Origin of the sequence: Nonomuraea sp. B1E8, from assembly GCF_039871515.1 — a bacterium.
In the GTDB taxonomy this organism is placed as follows: Bacteria; Actinomycetota; Actinomycetes; order Streptosporangiales; family Streptosporangiaceae; genus Nonomuraea.
Window position 1 is genome coordinate 545,135 of sequence record NZ_JBDPLS010000004.1, and the last position, 19,436, is coordinate 564,570.

Annotated in this window: 20 protein-coding genes; 7 read left to right on the forward strand and 13 right to left on the reverse strand. The window is 72.5% G+C overall.

Annotation, left to right across the window (positions count from 1 at the left end; translation table 11 throughout):
* The first annotated feature begins 67 nt into the window (after positions 1-67).
* Both ABGA98_RS17405 and ABGA98_RS17410 read left to right on the forward strand, forming a co-directional pair.
* Complete coding sequence (locus tag ABGA98_RS17405; protein WP_347619345.1) at positions 68-1,027, forward strand: Ppx/GppA phosphatase family protein; 960 nt, start codon at positions 68-70, stop codon at positions 1,025-1,027.
* Positions 1,028-1,085: 58 nt separating this feature from the next.
* Positions 1,086-1,439: a hypothetical protein gene (locus tag ABGA98_RS17410; RefSeq protein ID WP_347619346.1), complete on the forward strand. Its 354-nt coding sequence runs from the start codon at positions 1,086-1,088 to the stop codon at positions 1,437-1,439.
* Here the strand turns inward: ABGA98_RS17410 and ABGA98_RS17415 are convergent.
* Positions 1,436-1,867: an ATP-binding protein gene (locus ABGA98_RS17415; protein ID WP_347619347.1), complete on the reverse strand. Its 432-nt coding sequence runs from the start codon at positions 1,865-1,867 to the stop codon at positions 1,436-1,438. The genes ABGA98_RS17410 and ABGA98_RS17415 overlap by 4 nt on opposite strands.
* A gap of 87 nt (positions 1,868-1,954) precedes the next feature.
* Positions 1,955-2,500: a helix-turn-helix domain-containing protein gene (locus ABGA98_RS17420; protein ID WP_347619348.1), complete on the reverse strand. Its 546-nt coding sequence runs from the start codon at positions 2,498-2,500 to the stop codon at positions 1,955-1,957.
* A 99-nt stretch (positions 2,501-2,599) separates the two neighbouring features.
* Here ABGA98_RS17420 and ABGA98_RS17425 point away from each other — a divergent pair, with 99 nt between their 5' ends.
* The gene (locus ABGA98_RS17425) at positions 2,600-4,180 is read left to right on the forward strand and encodes an MDR family MFS transporter (protein ID WP_347619349.1); all 1,581 of its coding nucleotides are present in this window, start codon (positions 2,600-2,602) and stop codon (positions 4,178-4,180) included.
* Positions 4,181-4,195: 15 nt separating this feature from the next.
* On the opposite strand, the gene ABGA98_RS17430 is transcribed toward ABGA98_RS17425, so the two are convergent.
* The 4 genes from ABGA98_RS17430 to ABGA98_RS17445 form a co-directional block, all read right to left on the reverse strand.
* Positions 4,196-5,473, reverse strand: coding sequence for an AAA family ATPase (locus ABGA98_RS17430; RefSeq protein WP_347619350.1), 1,278 nt, complete (start codon positions 5,471-5,473; stop codon positions 4,196-4,198).
* A complete protein-coding gene (locus tag ABGA98_RS17435) occupies positions 5,470-6,897 on the reverse strand; it encodes a hypothetical protein (RefSeq protein ID WP_347619351.1) in 1,428 nt (475 codons plus the stop codon). The genes ABGA98_RS17430 and ABGA98_RS17435 overlap by 4 nt, the downstream gene beginning before the upstream one ends.
* 19 nt (positions 6,898-6,916) lie before the next feature.
* Positions 6,917-8,026, reverse strand: a complete 1,110-nt coding sequence (locus ABGA98_RS17440) for a hypothetical protein (RefSeq protein WP_347619352.1) — start codon at positions 8,024-8,026, stop codon at positions 6,917-6,919.
* 115 nt (positions 8,027-8,141) lie between these two features.
* Entirely contained in the window at positions 8,142-8,909 is a 768-nt protein-coding gene (locus ABGA98_RS17445) for a hypothetical protein (protein WP_347619353.1), read from the reverse strand.
* A gap of 298 nt (positions 8,910-9,207) precedes the next feature.
* Here ABGA98_RS17445 and ABGA98_RS17450 point away from each other — a divergent pair, with 298 nt between their 5' ends.
* Together ABGA98_RS17450 and ABGA98_RS17455 are read left to right on the forward strand one after the other, a co-directional pair.
* Positions 9,208-9,666 (forward strand): hypothetical protein, encoded by a 459-nt coding sequence (locus ABGA98_RS17450; RefSeq protein ID WP_347619354.1) that lies wholly within the window; start codon positions 9,208-9,210, stop codon positions 9,664-9,666.
* The gene (locus ABGA98_RS17455; RefSeq protein WP_347619355.1) at positions 9,663-10,265 is read left to right on the forward strand and encodes a TetR family transcriptional regulator; all 603 of its coding nucleotides are present in this window, start codon (positions 9,663-9,665) and stop codon (positions 10,263-10,265) included. The genes ABGA98_RS17450 and ABGA98_RS17455 overlap by 4 nt, the downstream gene beginning before the upstream one ends.
* Positions 10,266-10,275: 10 nt before the next feature.
* Here the strand turns inward: ABGA98_RS17455 and ABGA98_RS17460 are convergent, their stop codons facing one another.
* From ABGA98_RS17460 to ABGA98_RS17470, 3 genes are read right to left on the reverse strand one after another with little or no spacing between them, the layout of a single operon-like run.
* Complete coding sequence (locus tag ABGA98_RS17460) at positions 10,276-11,235, reverse strand: phosphotransferase family protein (protein WP_347619356.1); 960 nt, start codon at positions 11,233-11,235, stop codon at positions 10,276-10,278.
* On the reverse strand, positions 11,232-12,422 hold the full coding sequence (locus tag ABGA98_RS17465) for an acyl-CoA dehydrogenase family protein (RefSeq protein WP_347619357.1): 1,191 nt from the start codon (positions 12,420-12,422) through the stop codon (positions 11,232-11,234). Before ABGA98_RS17465 ends, ABGA98_RS17460 begins: the two co-directional genes overlap by 4 nt.
* A 41-nt stretch (positions 12,423-12,463) precedes the next feature.
* Positions 12,464-13,246 (reverse strand): CPBP family intramembrane glutamic endopeptidase, encoded by a 783-nt coding sequence (locus ABGA98_RS17470; protein ID WP_347619358.1) that lies wholly within the window; start codon positions 13,244-13,246, stop codon positions 12,464-12,466.
* A gap of 116 nt (positions 13,247-13,362) precedes the next feature.
* On the opposite strand from ABGA98_RS17470, the gene ABGA98_RS17475 reads away from it, so the two are divergent.
* Positions 13,363-13,713 (forward strand): DUF6285 domain-containing protein, encoded by a 351-nt coding sequence (locus ABGA98_RS17475; protein ID WP_347619359.1) that lies wholly within the window; start codon positions 13,363-13,365, stop codon positions 13,711-13,713.
* Between the two features lie 72 nt (positions 13,714-13,785).
* Here ABGA98_RS17475 and ABGA98_RS17480 read toward each other — a convergent pair whose 3' ends face one another.
* Both ABGA98_RS17480 and ABGA98_RS17485 read right to left on the reverse strand, forming a co-directional pair.
* Positions 13,786-15,396 (reverse strand): sodium:solute symporter, encoded by a 1,611-nt coding sequence (locus tag ABGA98_RS17480; protein WP_347619360.1) that lies wholly within the window; start codon positions 15,394-15,396, stop codon positions 13,786-13,788.
* Positions 15,393-15,602: a DUF3311 domain-containing protein gene (locus ABGA98_RS17485; protein ID WP_347619361.1), complete on the reverse strand. Its 210-nt coding sequence runs from the start codon at positions 15,600-15,602 to the stop codon at positions 15,393-15,395. The genes ABGA98_RS17480 and ABGA98_RS17485 overlap by 4 nt, the downstream gene beginning before the upstream one ends.
* Positions 15,603-15,908: 306 nt before the next feature.
* On the opposite strand from ABGA98_RS17485, the gene ABGA98_RS17490 reads away from it, so the two are divergent.
* Complete coding sequence (locus ABGA98_RS17490) at positions 15,909-16,811, forward strand: SDR family oxidoreductase (RefSeq protein ID WP_347619362.1); 903 nt, start codon at positions 15,909-15,911, stop codon at positions 16,809-16,811.
* Between the two features lie 3 nt (positions 16,812-16,814).
* On the opposite strand, the gene ABGA98_RS17495 is transcribed toward ABGA98_RS17490, so the two are convergent.
* Positions 16,815-17,759, reverse strand: a complete 945-nt coding sequence (locus ABGA98_RS17495) for a WYL domain-containing protein (protein WP_347619363.1) — start codon at positions 17,757-17,759, stop codon at positions 16,815-16,817.
* Entirely contained in the window at positions 17,741-19,342 is a 1,602-nt protein-coding gene (locus tag ABGA98_RS17500) for a CocE/NonD family hydrolase (RefSeq protein WP_347619364.1), read from the reverse strand. Before ABGA98_RS17500 ends, ABGA98_RS17495 begins: the two co-directional genes overlap by 19 nt.
* Between the last annotated feature and the right edge of the window lie 94 nt (positions 19,343-19,436).

The following is a 19,436-nucleotide window of genomic DNA, read 5'->3' on the forward strand; positions in this document are numbered from 1 at the left end:
CCCTCCCCACACGCCCGGCGGCGGGCTCCCTGTCGTCGTCGAAGCCGCAGGACTGTAGCGTTTCACCATGCGACTCGGCGTGCTGGACATCGGCTCGAACACCGTGCACTTACTGGTCGTCGACGCCCACCGTGGCGCCCGGCCCATGCCCGCCTACTCCCACAAGGTCGAGCTGCGCCTGTCCGAGCATCTCGGCGACGACAACCGGCTGGCCGGCGAGGGCGTCGAGCGGCTCGGCGCCTTCGTGGAGGAGGCCGTCGCCCTCGCCGAGGACAAGGGGGTGGAGGACCTCGTGGCCTTCGCCACCTCCGCCGTGCGCGAGGCCGCCAACGGCGAGCAGGTGCTCGCCGAGATCGACGAGCGCTGCGGGGTGGACATCACCGTGCTGTCCGGCCGCGACGAGGCCAGGCTGACGTTCCTGGCCGTACGGCGGTGGTTCGGGTGGTCGTCGGGGCGCCTGCTGGCCTTCGACATAGGGGGCGGTTCGCTGGAGATCGCCGCCGGGGTCGACGAGGAGCCCGACGTGGCCGTGTCGCTGCCGCTGGGCGCCGGGCGGCTGACGCGCGACTGGTTCACCGGCGACCCGCCGTCCGCCGACGAGGTGCGCAAGCTGCGCAGGCACGTACGCGCGGAGATCGCCCGCACCGTCGGCGACATCGTCAGATACGGCGGGGCCGACCGCGCGGTGGCCACGTCGAAGACCTTCAAGCAGCTCGCCAGGATCGCCGGCGCGGCGCCCTCCAACGAGGGCCCCTACGTCGCGCGCTCGCTGTCGCGTGCGGACATGGCCGACTGGGCGGCCAAGCTGACCACCATGGAGGCCGCCGAGCGGGCCCAGTTGTCCGGCGTGTCCGAGGGCCGGGCGGCGCAGCTGGCGGCGGGCGCGCTGGTCGCCGACGCCATCATGGACCTGTTCGAGGTGGAGCGGCTCGACGTGTGCCCGTGGGCGCTGCGCGAGGGCGTCATCCTGCGCCGCCTCGACCTCCTGCCCGGCCGCCTCGACCAGGCGAACGGCGTGGCCGAGTAAGCCCGTTATATCCCCAAGATCAGGCATAGACCGCTGGGCGACGGGCATCTTCTGCGGAATGGTGGAAGTGCTCGGCGCGATCGGTGCCCTGGCGGTCGTCGTCCTCCTCATCGTCATGGCCGTGCTGCTCATCGCGGTGGCCGCCATGGTCACCTTCGTGACGATGGCCGCCGTAATGATCAACTGGCGTGCGGCGTGGAGACGGCTGAGCCGCCGGGAGCGACGGCTGGAGCTCAAGCTGAGCGGCAGCGCCGTGCCGGCGCGGCGGCGGGCCGAGCTGAGCGGGAACACGCCCCGCGTGCGTCGGCGGTTGCGCCTCGGCGGCCCCGCGGAGCGCGGGTCCGCCGACGGCCGTCCGCACCGCGTACGGCTGCGCGACCACAGGCCGGCGGAGCGGCCCAGCAAGATCTAGGTGATCACGAGGTGGGTGCCGGCCGCGCCCGGCGCGTACCGCAGGCGCTTCTCCAGGCACACCATGGCCCCGTCCTCGTGCTTGTTGGCGAATCGGATGTCGTCGGCGAGGGCCCGCATGATCTGCAGCCCGCGTCCGTGCTCGGAGCCCGGGCCGTGGTCGACAAGCTTGTGCGGGTCGAAACCGCCTCCGTGGTCCACCACCTGGATGACACACCGCTCCTCGTCGACGATGGCGCAGACGCGGTAGTCGTCGCTGGGCGCCGCGTGTTTGACCACGTTGGAGCACGCCTCGGTGAGCATGAGCTCGATATCGTCGCGGACCTGCGGATCGACGCCGAGCGAGCGCAGCGTGCCGTCCAGCATCTCCCTGATCAGCGGGACGCTCGCCGCATCGCGGGGCAGTCGAAGCGCTATCGTGGTCTCCACCGCGCCTCCTCCCGGATCGATGCGTGGAGTTCTTCTGCCCCGAATCTCGCGCCCCAATCGTCCCTTCAGGGCGGTCGGGGCGGATGATCACGGCTCGAGGAGCCGCATGGCCACCTCGATCGTGGCCTCGTGGATCTCCTCCTCCGACAGCTCGCCCTCCAGGGCCAGCCACTTGCCCGCATGCAGCCCGAACAGCGCCAGCGAGCGGCTGATGCGCTCGACGGGCGTCGCCTCGGGCCCGCTCATCTCGTGCGTCACCTCCTTCATCCGCTCGCGGATCTTGATGAGCGTCGGGTGGTCGCGCAGCGCCGTCTGGTTACGCTCGAGGAACCTCGCCACCCCGAGGTGCCGGGTGCGCCGCAGGTAGGCGGCGTAACGCTCGACCAGCTCCCGGCGCATCTCCGGGGTCTTGGGCTGGCTGCGCGCCCACGCGAGCAGCTCCTCGATGTCGGTCAGCCGGAGATCGACCAGGCTCGCGACGATGTCGTCCTTGGTCTTGAAGTGGTAGTAGAGCGCGGCCTTCGTCACCCCGAGCTCCTCGGCGATCTCCCGCAGGGAGGTCGCCTCGTAGCCCTGCTCGGTGAAGAGCCTGAGCGCGATCTCCTGGATCCGGGTTCGCGTGTCTTCCCGCACTTCGCACCTATTTCGACTTGACGGCCGACAAGTAAGTATCTACCTTATTCTACGCTTGCCGGTCGGCAAGTAAGGAGCGTGCGTGCTGGGGGGTAAGTGGTGGCGGAGGCAATCGGACGACGCCGTGAGGTCATGATCGTCCTGCCGGGGCTGATGCTCGCGATGATGCTGGCGATGCTCGACAACATGATCGTGGGCACGGCCATGCCGCGCATCGTGGGGGAGCTCGGCGGCCTGGCACACCTGTCCTGGGTGGTCACGGCGTACGTGCTGGGCACGACCGTGTCGACGCCGATCTGGGGCAAGATCGGCGACCTGTACGGGCGCAAGGCCATCTTCATCATCTCGATCGTCATCTTCATGATCGGTTCGGCGCTCTGCGGAATGGCCGGTTCCGACCTGCTCGGCGGGCCGGACGACGGCATGGCCGAGCTGATCGCGTTCCGCGCGGTGCAGGGGCTGGGAGCGGGCGGCCTGATCGTGAACGTCATGGCGATCATCGGCGACCTCGTGCCGCCCCGCGAACGCGGCCAGTACCAGGGCATCATGGCCGGTGTCATGTCGCTGGCCATGATCGCGGGCCCGCTGGTCGGCGGCTTCATCACCGACAACCTCGACTGGCGCTGGGCCTTCTACGTCAACCTGCCCATCGGCGCGATCGCGCTGGTCCTGCTGGTGCTCAGGCTGCACCTGCCCAAGGTGGAGAACACGCGGGTGCGCATCGACTGGGCGGGCGCGATCCTGCTGTCGGTCAGCATCACCGCGATGGTGCTCATCACCACCTGGGGCGGCAACGAGTACGCGTGGGGCTCCTGGCAGATCCTCGGCATGGCCGCGCTCGCCGTGGTCACGCTGGTGGCGTTCGTCCTGGTGGAACGGCGGGCGGCCGAGCCGATCATGCCGCTGCAGCTCTTCCGCATCCGCAACTTCACCCTGATCTCGGCCATCGGCTTCCTGCTCGGCTTCGCCATGTTCGGCGCGATCAACTTCCTGCCGCTCTTCCAGCAGATGGTGCAGGGCGCCACCGCCACCAACTCCGGCCTGCTGCTGCTGCCGATGATGGGCGCCTCCATGGTGGTGTCGCTGTTCGTGGGCAAGGCCATCACCGCCACGGGCAAGTACAAGATCTATCCCGTGATCGGCGGCGCCGGCATGGCCGCCGGCATGTGGCTGCTGTCCACCATGGACGTCACCACGCCGGCCTGGCTGACCGGCGTCCACATCACGGTGCTCGGCCTCGGCATGGGCTTCCTGATGCAGACCACGATGCTCATCGCCCAGAACAGCGTCGAGCAGAAGGACCTGGGCGTCTCCAGCAGCGCGACCACCTTCTTCCGGTCGATCGGGGGCTCCTTCGGCGTCTCGATGTTCGGGGCGATCTTCAACAGCGCGCTGCTGTCCGAGCTGACCGGCAGGTTCGGCGAGCAGGCGGCCGAGCGCATGGCCAGGACCGGCGCCAGGATGGACCCGGGCGCGGTCGCCGCCATGCCCGCCCAGGTCCGCACCGGGCTGCTGGAGTCGCTGGCGGCGTCCATCTCCGGTGTCTTCTGGTGGGCCATCGCGTTCGCGGTGGCCGTGCCGGTGCTGGCGGCGTTCATCCAGGAGATCCCGCTGCGCGGGGCCGCTCCTGCGGAGGCCGCCGCCTCCGACGAGGAGCCCGTCGCCCCGGCGGCCACCTGACCAGCTGCCGGGACGTCAGACGCGGTGGCGGGAGAGGTGCTCCAGCACCGACTGGTTCGCCTCCCACCCGTCGGGGAACTTCACCGGCACCCCCAGCTGCACCGGCTCGGCCGACGGGTGCGCGTCGAGGAGCTCGGCGATGCCCGCCCTGGCCACCACCACGCAGGCGTGCCGGTGCCGCGACGCGAGCACGCACAGCCGGCCCGACTCCAGGTGGAAGGCCGTCGCGTCCCTGCGCCCCGACAGCGGGTGCAGCACGATCGTCACGTCGTACTCGCGGCCCTGCAGCCGGTTGGCGGTGTCCACGGTGATCTGCGGCGGCACGCCGGCGGCGCGGATGGCGGCCACCTGGTCGCGGTGCGCCGCGCCGACCGCGACGCGGTCCGCCGTCACCGGCCGCTCGCCCTGCTCGGAGCTCGCCACCGCACCCCGCTGCAGCAGCCGCCCGGCCAGCAGCGCCACCGCCTGCACGGCCTCCGCGTCGGTGCGCACGGTGTGCCGGTTGGGCAGCTCCAGCAGCGCCCACCCCGACCTGGCCGCCTCCTCCAGCGCCCGGTCGTGCGGCGTGCCCATGCCGCCGGTGGCCAGGTCCAGCCGCCGATCCCCGTCGGACGTGCCCGACCGGAACCCGGTGAACGGGTAGAACGCCCGCGACACCACAGGCGCGGCCGACGCGGGCAGCCGCCACGACACCGGCAGCCGGTGCACGGGCAGATCGGGGTTGTGCCGCAGCAGCACCGACACCGCGCTCTGCAGCGGATCCCACGACAACCCCGACCAGCGGTCACCGTCGACGATCGAGAACGGGTCGAGCTGCCCGGGATCGCCCACGAACAGCGCCCGCTCGAACAGCCCCGCGATCCGCAGCAGCTTGTCCGAGCGCATCTGGTACGCCTCGTCCACGATCGCCCACGGCCACACCCGGCCGCCGATCCACGCCCACTTGTCCGCCGTGGCGATGACGATGTCGGGGTCGCCCAGATCCTGGATCCGCGTCCCGACCCGCACGCCGGGCAGCTCCAGCATCCGCGGCGGCGGCACGTATCCGCTCGCCGACAGCCGCCCCACGCTCAGGCGCGGATGTTTGCCGGAGATCCGCGACACCAGGTCGTCGACCTGCTCGTTCGTCTGGGCGACGATCATCAGGGGCTCGCCGGTGGCGGCGATGTGCGCGGCGGCGCGTACGACCAGCGTGGATTTGCCCGCACCGGGCGGGGAGTCGACCACCACGCCCCGGTGGCGGGGCAGGTCGGCGAGGACGTTCCTGATGACCTGCTCCGGGCCGGCGGTCACGACCACTCCTCCTGGGCGTCCTCGTCGTCGGGCACGTACTCCTGCGGCGGCCCGCCGTGCGTCCACGGGGTGGCCTCGGCGTCCGGCAGCGCGGGCGAGCCCTGGAAGTCGTCCGTCAGCGAGGTGTAGCAGACGCGCTCGCCGATCTCGGGCACGGCGCCCGGCGCCGCCGTCCTGCCGCGGCCCATGCCCTTGGTGATCTTCAGGGTGACCAGGCCGTCACCGGCCGACACCAGCTCCGCGCCCTGCGCGCGCCGCTGCGGGGTGCCGAGGGACGTGCCGGGCGCGAGGCGTACGGGATCGTCGGTTTTGATCACCACGAGCGGCCGGAGCTTGCGCGAGCGGCCCTCGCCCTCGGTGTTGTCCGGGTCGCTGTCGAGGACCTCGCCCGCGAACGCTTCCCCGGTCAGCCGGTATTCGGCCATCACGAGCGGGTCGTCGTAGGCGCGCTGCGCGTCGTAGGCGGCCTGGGCGCGTTCCATGCGGGCCAGCTTGGCTGCGGCGGCGACCGCGCCGTCGCGCCGGGGCTGGGGTGGCGCGCCCTCGGCGATGTGCGCGGCCATGCCGCTGAACGAGCCGCGGTCCTGCTCCCACCGCGACGCCACGCCGGCGCCCGCCTCCAGCCCGGAGAGCAGGTCGATCGCCTGCCACATGAGCCGCCACCCGGGCTCCAGCTGGGTGCGCAGCGCCTCCGTGACACGTTCGGGCGAGCCGCTGTCCATCGCCGGCGCGAGCACCTCCGCGTCGAATCCCGGGTCGGTCGCCGGCCCGGCGGGCGGCCAGATCAGCGGGTCCTCGGCGTCGTCGCTCGGCCCGGTGGTGATCCAGGCCAGCAGCGCGGCCAGGTTGGCGTCCTCCAGGCCGCTTTGCCCGCTGGCCCAGTGCCGGCCCAGCTCCTCCGTCATGGCCGGCATCAGCGACGAGCCAGGGTACGCCGCCCGCTCCGCGAAATAGGTCAGCCACCGCCCCAGCAGCGGCACCGACTCCGGCACCGGGTAGGGCCCGTCGGCCCGGCGGAAGCGCATCGAGCGGCCCAGCAGCCGGACGAAGGCCACGCCCGCCGGGTTGGGGACGAGGATCTGCGGCGCGTCGATCGCCCGCTCGTACGGGTCGGCGTTCCTGCGCTCCACCGTCTCGGTGTCGCGCAGGAACCCCTCGACGTACGGCAGCAGCACCCCCGCCAGCTCGGCCGCCCACGCGAAGCGCAGGTCGCGGTTGCGCGGCTGGGTCACCACCAGCAGGCGTGGCCGGTCGCGGTCGGTGCCGAGCATGGCCGCGAGCGGCGCGGCGGCCTCGCCCGACAGCTTGAGCGGGATGAACACCATCGGCGGGTCCGCCAGGTGGCAGTGCCTGACGGTCGCGATGGGCTGCGCGATGCCCTCGTCCAGGGCCCGCAGCCGGGCGAGTGAGGTCAGCAGGCTCACGTGGGTCTCCCTCGCGGGCTCACGTCAGGCACTCCTTGCGCAGGCGTTCGGCGTTGCGGAGCAGCCGCGCGATCTCCTCCTGGCCCGCGGCGGGGTCGCGGGTGCCGTCGGCCAGGCCGAGCGCCTCCGCCACCGAGGCGACCCCGCCCAGCTCGTCGCGCACCTGCCGGCCGAGCAGGTCGGAGGCGCCCTCCTGCCGGGCTTCGTCGCGGCAGAAGAAGCACATGTCGCACGTGGACAGGCAGTCGGGGGCGTAGCGGGCGGTCGTCCTGCGCAGCGCGTCGGCCAGCTCGGCGACCGGCCTGGTGGGCCGGCCGTCGTCGTCCGGCCGCAGGTCGAACGTCAGATCGTCGGGCAGCCCTTCGAGCAGCCGGTCGAGGGCGGTCATCCTGGCGAGCTGGCGGCGCAGCACGGCGAGCTGCCTGCGCACGTCGACCAGCGAGGCGACGGGGCGGTTGGCGAAGTTCTCCGGGCAGACCAGCACCACGTCGTGCGAGACCTTCAGGGGGTCGTGGCCCAGCTCCTCCAGCAGCGTGCGCAACGCCAGCACGTAGACGGCGGCCTGGCGGGCGGCCGCCGCCACCGCCGAGGGGTCGGCCTGCCCGTCGATCACCGCGAACGACTTGATCTCCACGATGTGGAAGCGGCCGCCGAGCTGGAACGCCACCACGTCCGGCTCCAGGTAGGCGGTGTGGCCGGCGATCTCCAGGCTGAGCAGCGGGTGGTCGTACAGCGTGCCCGCGTCGTGCTCGTCGCGGGCGGCCCGGTCGATCAGCGTCCTGGTGTGGGCGTGGCGCAGGTGGGCGCCGACGTTCTCCACGTCGTGGTAGGCGACCTCGGCGACGGGCAGGCCGAGCAGCTCGCGCAGCATCCGCAGCAGCTCCGCGCATCCGTCGGCCTTGACCAGCGCCTCGAACACGTTGCCGCGCGTGATCGCGAACGGCGACTGGCCGAACGGCGCGGGGAAACCGAGGTGCCGGGCGGCGGCGTCCTTGTCCACGCCGGCGCCGTCCATGAGGGCGCGGCGGGCGCAGCCGGGGTTGGCGGCCAGGGCGGCGATCGCGCGGGCGTCGTGGGGGCGCGGCGGCGTGACGCCCCGCAGCATGTCGAGCCGGGGTTGCGGGGTCACGGCCGTACTCCGTCCCGTGCGCTCGGCCGACCGGTGCCGCCGTCTGCCTCCGTTGTCGTCGCCGAGCTGCCTCGCGGGTTCGTGGCCCCGCTCCGCACGGCGCGCTTCAAGCCGCTCACTTCGCGTTCTCCTTCTTGATCGTGCCCAGCGTAGCGGCGCCGAACAGGCGGGCCGCGTCATCGAGCTGTGCCACGGCGCGTTGCGCCAGCTCGGCGCGGTCCCGCGTGTCGCGGTCGGCGTGCACGCGCAGCTCGGCCCTGGCCGCCTCGATCACCCTGCCGCGGTGCGGCGGGCCCAGCGCGCCGTCGGCCGCGCCGGGGATGTTCCTGGCCATCCTGACGAGTAACCTGTCCGCCCGCTCGTCGCCGGTCTCCTGCTCGGCCACCGCGATGGCGCAGGTCAGGAAGTCGACACGAGGGCTGAGCGGGCCGACCACGCGCCGTTCCAGCGGCCAGGCGCTGAGCGTCAGGAGGCCGCGGGCGGGGGAGAGGCGGTCGGTGAGCGCGGCGCACAGATAGTACGGCCGCCCGAACGGCGACGACCTGAACGAGCGCTCCTCGTCCCTGCGCAGGCTGGTGAGCCGGCTGCTGCTGATCGTGCCGCCGAAGAACGCGGCGCTGACGGCCACGATCAGTCTCGGCTGGGCGGCCGCCCCCAGCAGGCGCAGCCCCTGGTGCACCTGCTCGCGCACGGTGACCAGGCGCGGTGGCTCCTCCTTGGCGGGCTGCTCGCCGCTCACCAGGGTGTCCCAGGCGTGCTCGGCGCTGCGCAGCTCGGCCCGCAGGACGCGGGCCCTGGCGCCGTCCCTGGCCCGCATCGCCTTGCGGACGCCCGCTCGCAGCTCGTCGATTCGCCGCTCGAGGTCGTCCAGCCGGTCACTCATGGCGCGACTGTATCAACCATCCCAGTATTTTCCAGTAATTTCACGATTTCGAGGGCAATCTAGTGATCTACATCGTAAAGGCGCCCGCCGCGGACGACGATCAGGAGGCCGGAGCCGGGAGAGTTGCGCATGCCTCGAAACTATCCCGCCGGCAAGACGGGGCGCCTGAGCCCGTACGGAGCTCGACGCGCCCGGCCGGTCGCGTACATCCGCGAATCCCGGCACGCCGCTGAGCTGGCCCGATAAGGTTTCCGGCGGACACAGGGGCGGGTACGGCGGCGGGAGGGCGGGGCGGCACGTGAACCACGGGACCCGGCAGGTGATGGGCGCCGTCGCCGGACTGGCCGCGCTCATCCCCGTCTACTACCTGACCGAGGCGGCCGCCAGGGCGCTGCGCACGGGCGTCGCCACGTTCGGCCCCGCGCCGGCCGGCCTGGCCTGCCTGGGGGCGGTGGCCGTCATCGTCACCGTCCTCACCGCCTGGCCCGCGGCGGCGCTGTGCTGCGGCGTGCCGCTGGCGGCGGCCGGTCTCCTGTTCGCCCTCGACGTGGACGCCGCGCTCGGCGCCGCCGGCCGCCTGCCCTGGGCGGGAGCGGGCGGGCTGCCGTGGTCGCGGCCGGACGGCGTGCCGTGGGCGCAGCCGGGCGAGCCGCCCGGCACGCTCGCCGGGATGACGGGCCTCTACCTGCTCATCGGAGCGCTGCTGGTGCTCTCGGCGCTGCTGCCCGTCCGGTTGCGATCTATCCTGGGAAGGTGAGCGGGCGGGATCCGGATCGGCGCAGGGCGCTGCTCGACGCGGCCGACCGGGTCATCACCGACGACGGCCCCGAGGCGTCGATGGCGGCCATCGCCGCCGCGGCGGGCGTCACCAAGCCTGTCCTCTACCGCCACTTCGGCGACAAGAGCGGCCTCTACCAGGCGCTGGCCGACCGGCACGTGCGCACGGTCATCGGCCGGCTGCGGCCCTGGCTCGCCGCGCCGGGCATGGACCCGCGCGGCCGGGCGCGAGCCGCCATCAGCGTCTACCTCGACCTGATCTCCGCCAATCTCAACCTCTACCGGTTCCTGTTCCTCCGGGCCGGGGCCGAGGACACCGCGATCCGCTCCCGCATGACCTCCCTGGTGCGCGGCCTGGGGGAGGAACTGGGCGCGCTGCTGGCCGCCGAGGGCGCGGTGGCCGATCCGGTGCGGGCGCAGGTGCTCGGGCACGCCTTCGTCGGCATGGTGCAGACGACCGGCGACTGGTGGCTGGAGCATCCGGAGGTGGACCGCACGCAGGTGGTGGAGGGGCTGGTGGACGTGATCGCCGCCGCGGTCTCCGGCGCCGGGGCCCCGCACGCCGCGGGGAAGGACTGAGAGACGCCCTTCACCCGCGGGCCGTGCGCTCGCGCACCATCTGGAGCAGGTCCCACTCGTTCTGGCACACCCGCCGCCCGATCGCGGCCAGCTCGACCGACCGCGCGCCGCCGCGCAGGTGCCGCATGGTCTGCATGACGCAGATGACGCCCCACTTGAGCACGCCGAACGTCTCCCACCAGCGCAGCGCCTCCCGGTCCACCGGGGCGCCGCCCGCCCGCTCGTACGCGTCGATCAGGTCGTCGTAGTGCCCGAAGCCGCCCACCGGCAGCGGCGAGCCGAACCGCCACGCCTTCACGCACAACCACCCGAGGTCCTCCAGCGGGTCGCCGGCGTGGGCGAGCTCCCAGTCGAGCACCGCTCTGATCCCCTCGGGGCCGACGATCAGGTTGCCGTTGCGGAAGTCGCCGTGCACGACGGTCGTCCGCGAGCCGGGCGGCCGGTCGGCGGCGAGACGGCGCAGGGCCAGCTCGAACACCGGATGCGGCTCGCCGAGCTGGTCGAGCAGGTCGCGCCAGCGCAGCAGGGGATCCTCCTGCTCCTCCCGTGGCGCGCAGGACAGCGGCATCCGGTGGACGGCCGCGAGCGCCCGCCCGCACTGGTCGGCCAGCAGGGGCCTGGCCGCGGCGTAGGCGTCGTCGCGCAGGATCCTGCGCGGGATCGTCTCGCCGGGGACCCGGGTCATGAGGAGGTAGGAGGCGCCGGAGGCGACGATCCCCGGCACCGGCACGCCCGCGTCCGCCGCGGCCCGCATCAGCCTCGCCTCGGCGGCCAGGCCTCCGCCGAGTTCGGCCTGCGGGGCCGCTCCTGGCGAGTCGAGCCGCAGGACCAGCTCGTGCCGATCCCCGTCCGGGCCGGTGACGTCGAGGGCCCAGGTCTCCCGTGACGCTCCGCCCGGCAGCCTGACGCTCGACGTGACGCGCGTGCCCGGGCCGAACGCCTCGGCGGCGATGGTGTGCGGATCGTTCACCGCAGGCCGAACGCCCAGGTGCCGCCCGCCGCGTAGGCGCCCAGGACACGCCGCCCCACCGCGTCGATGTGCACCTCGTCGGGCCCGTCGTAGATCCGCCCGGCCCGCGCGTGCCGGTACATCCGATCCAGCGGCGTGTCGGGGGTCAGCCCGGCGGCGCCGTACACCTGGATGGCCCGGTCGATCACGTTGTGCAGCATGCGCGCCCCCACCACCTTGATCGCGCCGATCTCCACCCGCGCCTGCGAACCCGCGTCGATGGCCTCGGCGGCGTCGAGCGTGAGCAGCCTGGCGGCCTGGATCTCGGCGTAGGAGTCGAACACGTGCTGCCGCATGAGCTGCTTGGCGGCCAGCGGCTCGCCGAACGCGGTCCGCTCGTGCATCCTGCGGCACATCAGGTCGAACGCCCGCTGGGCCTGCCCCAGCCAGCGCATGCAGTGGAAGATCCGGCCCGGCCCGAGCCGCTTCTGCGCGATGACGAATCCTTGCCCGCGCGGCCCGAGCAGGTTGCCGGCGGGCACGCGGACGTCGTCGTAGCGCACCTCGCAGTGCGCCCCGTCGAGCCCGAGCACGGGCGTCTCGCGCATGATCGTGTAGCCGGGCGTGTCCGTCGGCACCAGGATCATGGAGAACGCCAGGTGCGGCGGAGCGTCCTGCTCGGTCCTGCACATCACGGTCGTGTACGCCGCCCGCGACGCTCCCGTGGTGAACCACTTGTGCCCGTTGATCACCCATTCGTCGCCGTCCAGCACGGCGGACGTCGCGATCTGCGTGGGATCGCTGCTCGACACCGCCGGCTCGGTCATCGCGAAGCTGGGCCAGATGTCGCCGCGCACCAGCGGCTCGAGATAGCGTTCGCGCTGCTGAGGCGAGGCGTGCTCGTGCAACATCAGCGAGTCCTGGAGGGTGAACGTGCCGAGCGCGAGCTGGCCGTACTCGCTGCGCCCCTGCACCTCGTTGACGTAGGCGTAGTCGAGGAACGGCAGCCCGCCGCCGCCCAGCTCGCGCGGATGGCCGAGCGCCCACAGGCCCTCCTTCTTCGCCTCGGCCCGCAGCTCGTCCAGAAGCTGCGTGGCCGCCGGCCCGCCCGCGTGCAGCACCGGCTCCGCCGGCTCCACCCGCTCGGTCATGAACGCGTGCACGGCGTCGCGGACGGGGCGGACCCGGTCGGGTACGGCGAAGCTCATGCAAGGATCTCAACGCCGAACCGTTGCCCAGTCAACCACCTTCAGGGCAGCCAGCTCACCTTGCCGCGCAGGAAGGCGTACCCGACGAAGGCCACGGCGTCGATCAGCGTGTGCGCCACGATCAGCGGCATCGCCCGTCCCCAGCGCTGGTACAGCCGCCCGAACACCACGCCCATCACCACGTTCCCGACGAACCCCCCGAACCCCTGATACAGGTGGTACGACCCCCGCAACACCGACGACACCGCGACGGCCTTCCACGGGGACCAGCCGGCCTGCCCCAGCCGGTGCAGGAGATATCCGGCGACCAGCACCTCCTCCAGCACGCCGTTCTGCGCGGCGGCGAGCAGCAGCACCGGCACCTGCCACCACACCTCGGGCAGCGCGCCGGGCACGACGGTCAGGTTCACCCCGGCCGCCCACACCGCGAGGTAGAACGCCAGCCCCGAGCCGCCGATCGCGGCCGCCAGCGCCGCCCCGCGCAGCAGGTCGCGCCCGGGCCGGCGGAAGTCGGCGCCGATCGTGCGCAGCGACTCGCCCGACCGCACCAGCAGGTACGCCACCAGCCCGACCGGCGCCACCGCGATCGCGATCTGCACGAGCTGCAACGCCAGGTCCAGCCAGGGCCGATCCGGCGCCATCGACCCGACGAGCACGGCCTGCTGACCCTTCAGCTCCTTCGGCGCCGTGAGCGCCCCGATCAGCCGCACGATCGCCACCAGGGCGCTGGCGCCGAGCGAGACCGACAGCACGACGATGACCTCGGCCCGGATGAGGCGGGGCCCGAGCACCGGGGCGGGCGCGAGCGGAGACTGTGTGGTCATGGCCGCAGATTAGCCTCTCCATGATCGGATGCGAATAAAGGGCTCATACCCTCGCCATACCGTCGGAAGGGTCCCGGTGCCTTCGCCCGGCGTCCCGCCGAACCTACTCTGGACGGGTGAGCCCTTCCAGCCCGCACGACGTGCCCACGGCGGCGCAGCTCGTCGCCGCCGTCCGCGACTTCCTCCAGACCGACGTGCTCCCCGCCGTGGACGGCAGAACGCGCTACCACACCCGCGTGGCGATCAACGTGCTCGGCATGGTGGAGAGGGAGATCGAGCTCGGCCCCGGCCAGGCCGGCGAGCACGCGGCCCGGCTGGCCGCCCTCGGCGTGGGCGACGACGCCGAGCTGGCCGCCGCCATCCGCGAGGGCCGTGTCGAGGACGGTGCGGCGCTCATGTCCGCGCTGGAGCAGGCCGTGCTGGCCAAGCTGGCGGTGGCCGACCCGGACTACCCGGCGACCGGCTGACGGCCAGTGCGCCGGACGCGCGCAGGCCCGCCCCCCGCAGGCGACGGGGGAGCGGGCCGGGACGCCGTCGCGTCAGTGGGAACCGGTCAGGTCCAGGTTCTTGACCTTCGGCTCGCCCTCGTCGGCGAAGTAGTCGTCGCGCGCGGTCGCGTCGTCGCCGTCGGCCACCTTCGTGGCACGGAACAGCAGCGTGCCGAGCACCGCCACGACGAGGTTGACGATCAGCGCCAGGAAGCCCGCGTAGACCGTCATCGTGGTGTCGAAGCCCAGGTTCGACAGCCCGAACGCCGAGCCGCCGAAGTGCGCCTTGCCGCTGGCCGGGTTGGGGATCAGGTAGAGCATCCACATGCCCGCCGCCAGGCCGGCCGCCCAGCCCGCGATCAGGCCGCCCTTGTGGAACCAGCGCGTGTAGAGCCCCAGCGCCACCGACGGCAGCGTCTGCAGGATGATCACGCCGCCGATGAGCTGCAGGTCGATCGAGAACTGCGGGTCGAGCAGCAGGATGCACAACACCGCGCCCACCTTGACCACCAGCGACACGATCTTGGAGACCTTGGCCTCCTGGGAGTCGGTGGCGTTCTTGTTCACGTATTCGCGGTAGATGTTGCGGGTGAACAGGTTCGCCGCCGCGATCGACATGATCGCCGCGGGGACGAGCGCGCCGATGCCGACGGCGGCGTACGCGACGCCCGCGAACCAGTCGGGGAACATCTGGTCGAACAGCACCGGCACGATGGTGTTCGCGTCGGCCTTGCCGTTCTCGCCCACGATCGGCTTGGTGCCCGCCGCGATCGCCATGAAGCCGAGCAGCGCGATCAGCCCCAGCACGAAGCTGTAGGCGGGCAGCGCCGACATGTTCCGCTTGATGACGTTGCGGTTCTTCGAGGCCAGGACGCCCGTGAGGCTGTGCGGGTAGAGGAACAGCGCCAGCGCCGAGCCGAACGCCAGCGTCACGTACTGGAGCTGGTTGCCGGCGTTGAGGATGTAGCCGTCGCCCTGCGCCGGCGTGGCCTCGAACTTGGCCTTGGCCGCGTCGAAAATGGAGTCCCAGCCGCCCAGGCGCGACGGGATGTAGATGACCGCCGCCAGGATCACGATGTAGATGAGCGCGTCCTTCACGAACGCGATCAGCGCGGGCGCGCGCAGCCCCGACTGGTACGTGTACGCCGCGAGGATCGCGAACGCGATGATGATCGGCAGGTGGCCGGTGATGCCCATGGCCTTGAGCACCGCCTCGATGCCCACGAGCTGCAGCGCGATGTACGGCATCGTGGCCACCAGGCCGGTGATCGCGATGGCCAGCGCCAGCGTCGGCGAGCCGAACCTGGCCCGTACGAAGTCGGCGGGCGTGACGAACCCGTGCACGTGCGAGACCGACCACATCCGCGCCAGCACCAGGAACACCAGCGGATAGACGACCACCGTGTACGGCAGCGCGTAGAAGCCCAGGGCGCCGGCGCTGAACACCAGCGCGGGCACCGCCACGAAGGTGTAGGCGGTGTAGAGGTCGCCGCCGACCAGGAACCAGGTGATCCACGAGCCGAAGTTGCGCCCGCCGAGGCCCCATTCCTTGAGGCTGGCCAGGTCGTCGGGCCGCCGCCAGCGTGAGGCGACGAACCCCATCCCGCTGACGAGGACGAACAGCAGGGTGAAGACGACCAGCTCGGTCACGTGCCCGCTCATTTGGTCATCCTGTAGACGATGGTGGTGCACGCGACGCCCACCACGATGAAGGCGAGCTGGAGCCAGTAGAAGAGCGGGAAGCCCAGCAGGCGGGGCTCGTCGGCGTTGAACAGGAACGTCATCAGCGGCAGCACGATCGGCACGACGAGCAGCCAGTTCCATGGGCTGCGGTCGGTGCGTGGCTGCCCGGGTTCGCCGGTAGTCATCGACCCTCCGATGAATGGATCAGAGCCGCTTGTGACAGGCTCCTGACGATTAGTCAGCAGAGGGAGAGTAACTTCACGGGGATATGTAACCCAATGTCCGGCATATTACGGTTTGGCCTAAATGTCGGCAGGGCTCCCGGCATCTGAGACGCCTGGGCCCGGGAAGGTCACGTCGCCCGTACAGACCCTAGTGACGGGCGCGCCACGAGCGTGAGACCTGATCGCTGAGCGGTCGGTCGGGTGCGCCGAACGGTCCGCCGGAAAACATGACATGAGATGTCCTCTTTTCGCGCGACGATCGGCCGCATGATTGTCGTAGTGGCGGGCGCGACCCGCGGAACAGGACGAGGCATTGCGGTCGAGCTGGGCGCGGCCGGGGCGACGGTGTACTGCACGGGCAGGAGCACCCGCGCGGGGCGCTCGGAGATGGACCGCCCGGAGACCATCGAGGAGACGGCCGAGCTGGTGACCGCGGCCGGCGGCACGGGCATCCCGGTCCGGACCGACTTCCTGGTGCCGGAGCAGGTGGCGGCGCTGGCCGCGCGGGTCGAACGCGACCACGGCCGGCTCGACGTGCTGGTCAACGACGTGTGGGGCGGCGACCACCTGTGGGAGTGGGACACGCCCGTCTGGAAGCACGACCTGGACAACGGGCTGCGCCTGCTCAGGCTGGCCATCGACACCCACGTCATCAGCGCCAGGCACCTGTTCCCGCTGCTCGTCAGGAACGAGGGCGGGCTCGTGGTGGAGGTCACCGACGGCACCCGGGCCTACAACGAGACCCACTACCGGGAGAACGTCTACTACGACCTGGCCAAGTGGTCGGTGAACCGGCTGGGGTTCGCCTGGTCCACCGAGCTGCGCCCGTACGGCGGCACGGCCGTGGTGGTCACGCCGGGATTCCTGCGCTCGGAGGCGATGCTCGAGCACTACGGCGTCACCGAGGACACCTGGCGGGAGGCGACGATGGAGAGCGAGCACCGGCGCGCCTGGATGGTCTCCGAGACGCCCGCCTACATCGGCAGAGGCGTGGCCGCGCTCGCCCAGGACCCGGACAAGGCGCGCTGGTCGGGCCGGTCGGTGAACAGCGGCGACCTGGCCGACGCGTACGGCGTCACCGACGTCGACGGCAGCCGCCCCCAGGTGTGGCGCTACATCACCGAGGTCCTCGACAAGGGCGGCGACGCCGGCTGGGAGGCCTACCGCTGACGCTCAGCGGCCATAGAGCGCGGCCATGCGGGCGGTGGCGTCGGCGAGCATCGCGCGCAGCTCCGGCGGGTCGAGCACCTCCGCCTCCGGTCCGAACCGCAGCACCTGCGAGTACGCCACCTGCGCCGACTCCACCGCCAGCCGCACGGTGCCGTCGGGCTGGAGCGAGGCGAGCGCGTCGTCGACCGCGGCCGGGTCGGCGACGTGCCGCAACATCCGCACCCCGCGCTCGGTGAGCCGCAGCGTGATCGTGTCCCTGAGCAGCGAGCGGCTGAACTCCGCAGACCGCCCGGCCCAGAAGGCGGCCAGATCGAAGCCGGGGTCGCGGTCGAAGGGCTCGGCCAGCTCGGTGACCTCGCCGAACCGGTGCACCCGGAAGATGAGGAACCGATCCGCGCGCCGGGCGGCCAGATACCAGGTCCCCGCCTTGAGCACCAGCCCGTACGGCTCCAGCGTGCGGGCGGCGCCCTTGTAGACGGCGCGGACGCGGCGGTCGCTCCACACGGCCCTGGCCAGCGGCCCCAGCGCGGCCGGGGGCGGGTCGTCGCCGGCGAACCAGCCGGGCGCGTCCAGGTGGAAACGTTGCGCGGCGACCACCGGAGCGTCGCGCAGGGCGGGGGAGAGGGCGGCTGCGGCCTTCAGCCGGGCCGTGGCCGCGACCTCCGCCAGGCCCATCTCCCGCAGCGCCCCCGGCACCCCCGACAGGAACAGCGCCTCCGCCTCCGCCCTGTCCAGCCCGGTCAGCCGCGTGCGGTAGCCGTCGAGCAGCCGGTAGCCGCCGCCCCGCCCCCGGTCGGCGTAGACGGGCACGCCCGCCTCCGACAGCGCGAGCACGTCGCGGTGCACCGTCCGCTCCGAGACCTCCAGCTCGGCCGCCAGCTCGGCCGCCGTCATCCCGCCCCGGCCCTGCAGCAGCAGGACCAGCGACATCAACCGCGAGGCGCGCACAGCGGCATCACCACGGCGGAGGGACGTTCGGGGGAATGGAACACCTCGACGTCGGCCGGCACCAGCTCGCCGTCCGAGCCGCCCGCCGCGAGCGGGTGGCCCGTGCCGGTGTTGCGGGCGATCGTCGGGTACGCCCCGGCCGCCACGTGCAGCCTGATCCGGTGCTCGCGCCCGAACCGATGCGCCATCGGCCACAGGTCCACCTCCACCCTGCGCACGCCGTCCCCGTCGCCGTCCCCGTCGCCCGGCCCCAGGCGGCGCACGCCCTCGCACACGTTGATCGAGCGCCCGTCCGGGTGCACGTCGCACACCCGCACGACGACGTCCACGTACGGGGTGCTCGACCGTACGAACAGCTCCGCGCGGACCGGGCCGATCATCTCGACCGCCTCCATCAACGCCGGCGAGCTGTAGACCAGCACGTCGCGGCGCTGCTCCAGCCGCCGCTGGTCGCGCGGCCTGGAGTCGCCGAGCAGCACGGGCCCGCCGATCACCGGCGTCGGGTGGGCGGGGTGGTAGCGGAAACGGTCGGGCTCGGCCTCGCGGGGGCCCTCCACCCCGAGACCGAACCCGTGCTGCAGGTGCCAGCGCTGCTCCCGCATCCCGGGCACGGGCCAGTCGGCGTGGTCGCGCCACTGCCCGGCGCCCGTCACGTAGATCCGCACCGGGTCGGGGCGCAGCCGTGAGCAGTCGCCGAGCAGGTGCGCGCGGAACCAGGCCGTCGCCTCGGCCAGCGTGGGACGGCCGTGCCGGGCGTCGATGTGGTACCACGGCCCGATCGTCAGGTAGGGCCGCCGCCCGGCCGCCCGCAGGGCCGCGTAGTCCTTGAGCTGCCAGGGGAGGAAGACGTCGTACCAGCCGCCGAGCATCGTGACCGCCGCGTCCACCTCGCCCACCTGGGGGGAGAAGTCACGCTTGTCCCAGTAGGGGACGTGCGGGTCCTCGTGGTGCGCGATCAGGTCCTGGTAGAAGCGGAGCGGCCGGCCCGCCGAGACCACGTCCAGCTCGGCCACCGGGCGGCCCGACAGGACCGCCCTGCGGGTGAGCCGGGGCGCGGTCAGCACCGAGGCGCCGCCGAACCGCCGCGACAGGCCGTCGGTGAGCGTCGTCCAGCTCAGCGCCGACTCAAGCGCGAACGCGCCGCCCACGTAGGCGGCGTCCCGGAACTGGGAGGCGGTGATCTGCAGGGCCATCGCCTTCAGCTCGGGCCCGGCGTAGGGGGCGATCGCCCACTGCGTGTATCCCAGGTAGGAGGGGCCGAACATGGCGAACGAGCCGCCGTACCACGGCTGCTCGCGCAGCCACGCCACGGTGGCCAGGCCGTCGTCGTGCTCGTCGCCGAGCGGGTCGAGCAGGCCGCCGGAGCCGAAGCCGCCGCGGCAGCTCTGGATGACGACGTGGAAGCCCTGCCGGGCGAAACCACGGCCGTAGACCAGGCCGAGCCAGCCGCGCCTGCCGTACGGCGAGCGCATCAGGATGACGGGGGCCGGCCCGCCCGGAGCGGGAGCGTAGTGGTCGGCCAGCAGCGTCACGCCGTCCGGCATCGGCACGGGAAGATCGCGCTGGACCCGCACACGTCTCATGTACTTACCAGTAACAGACGCGCCCGCGGAAGTGGTACCCGGGGGTGGAAGCGCCCGCCCCGCGCGGCGCGGGGCGGGCGCGATCGTCACCGGA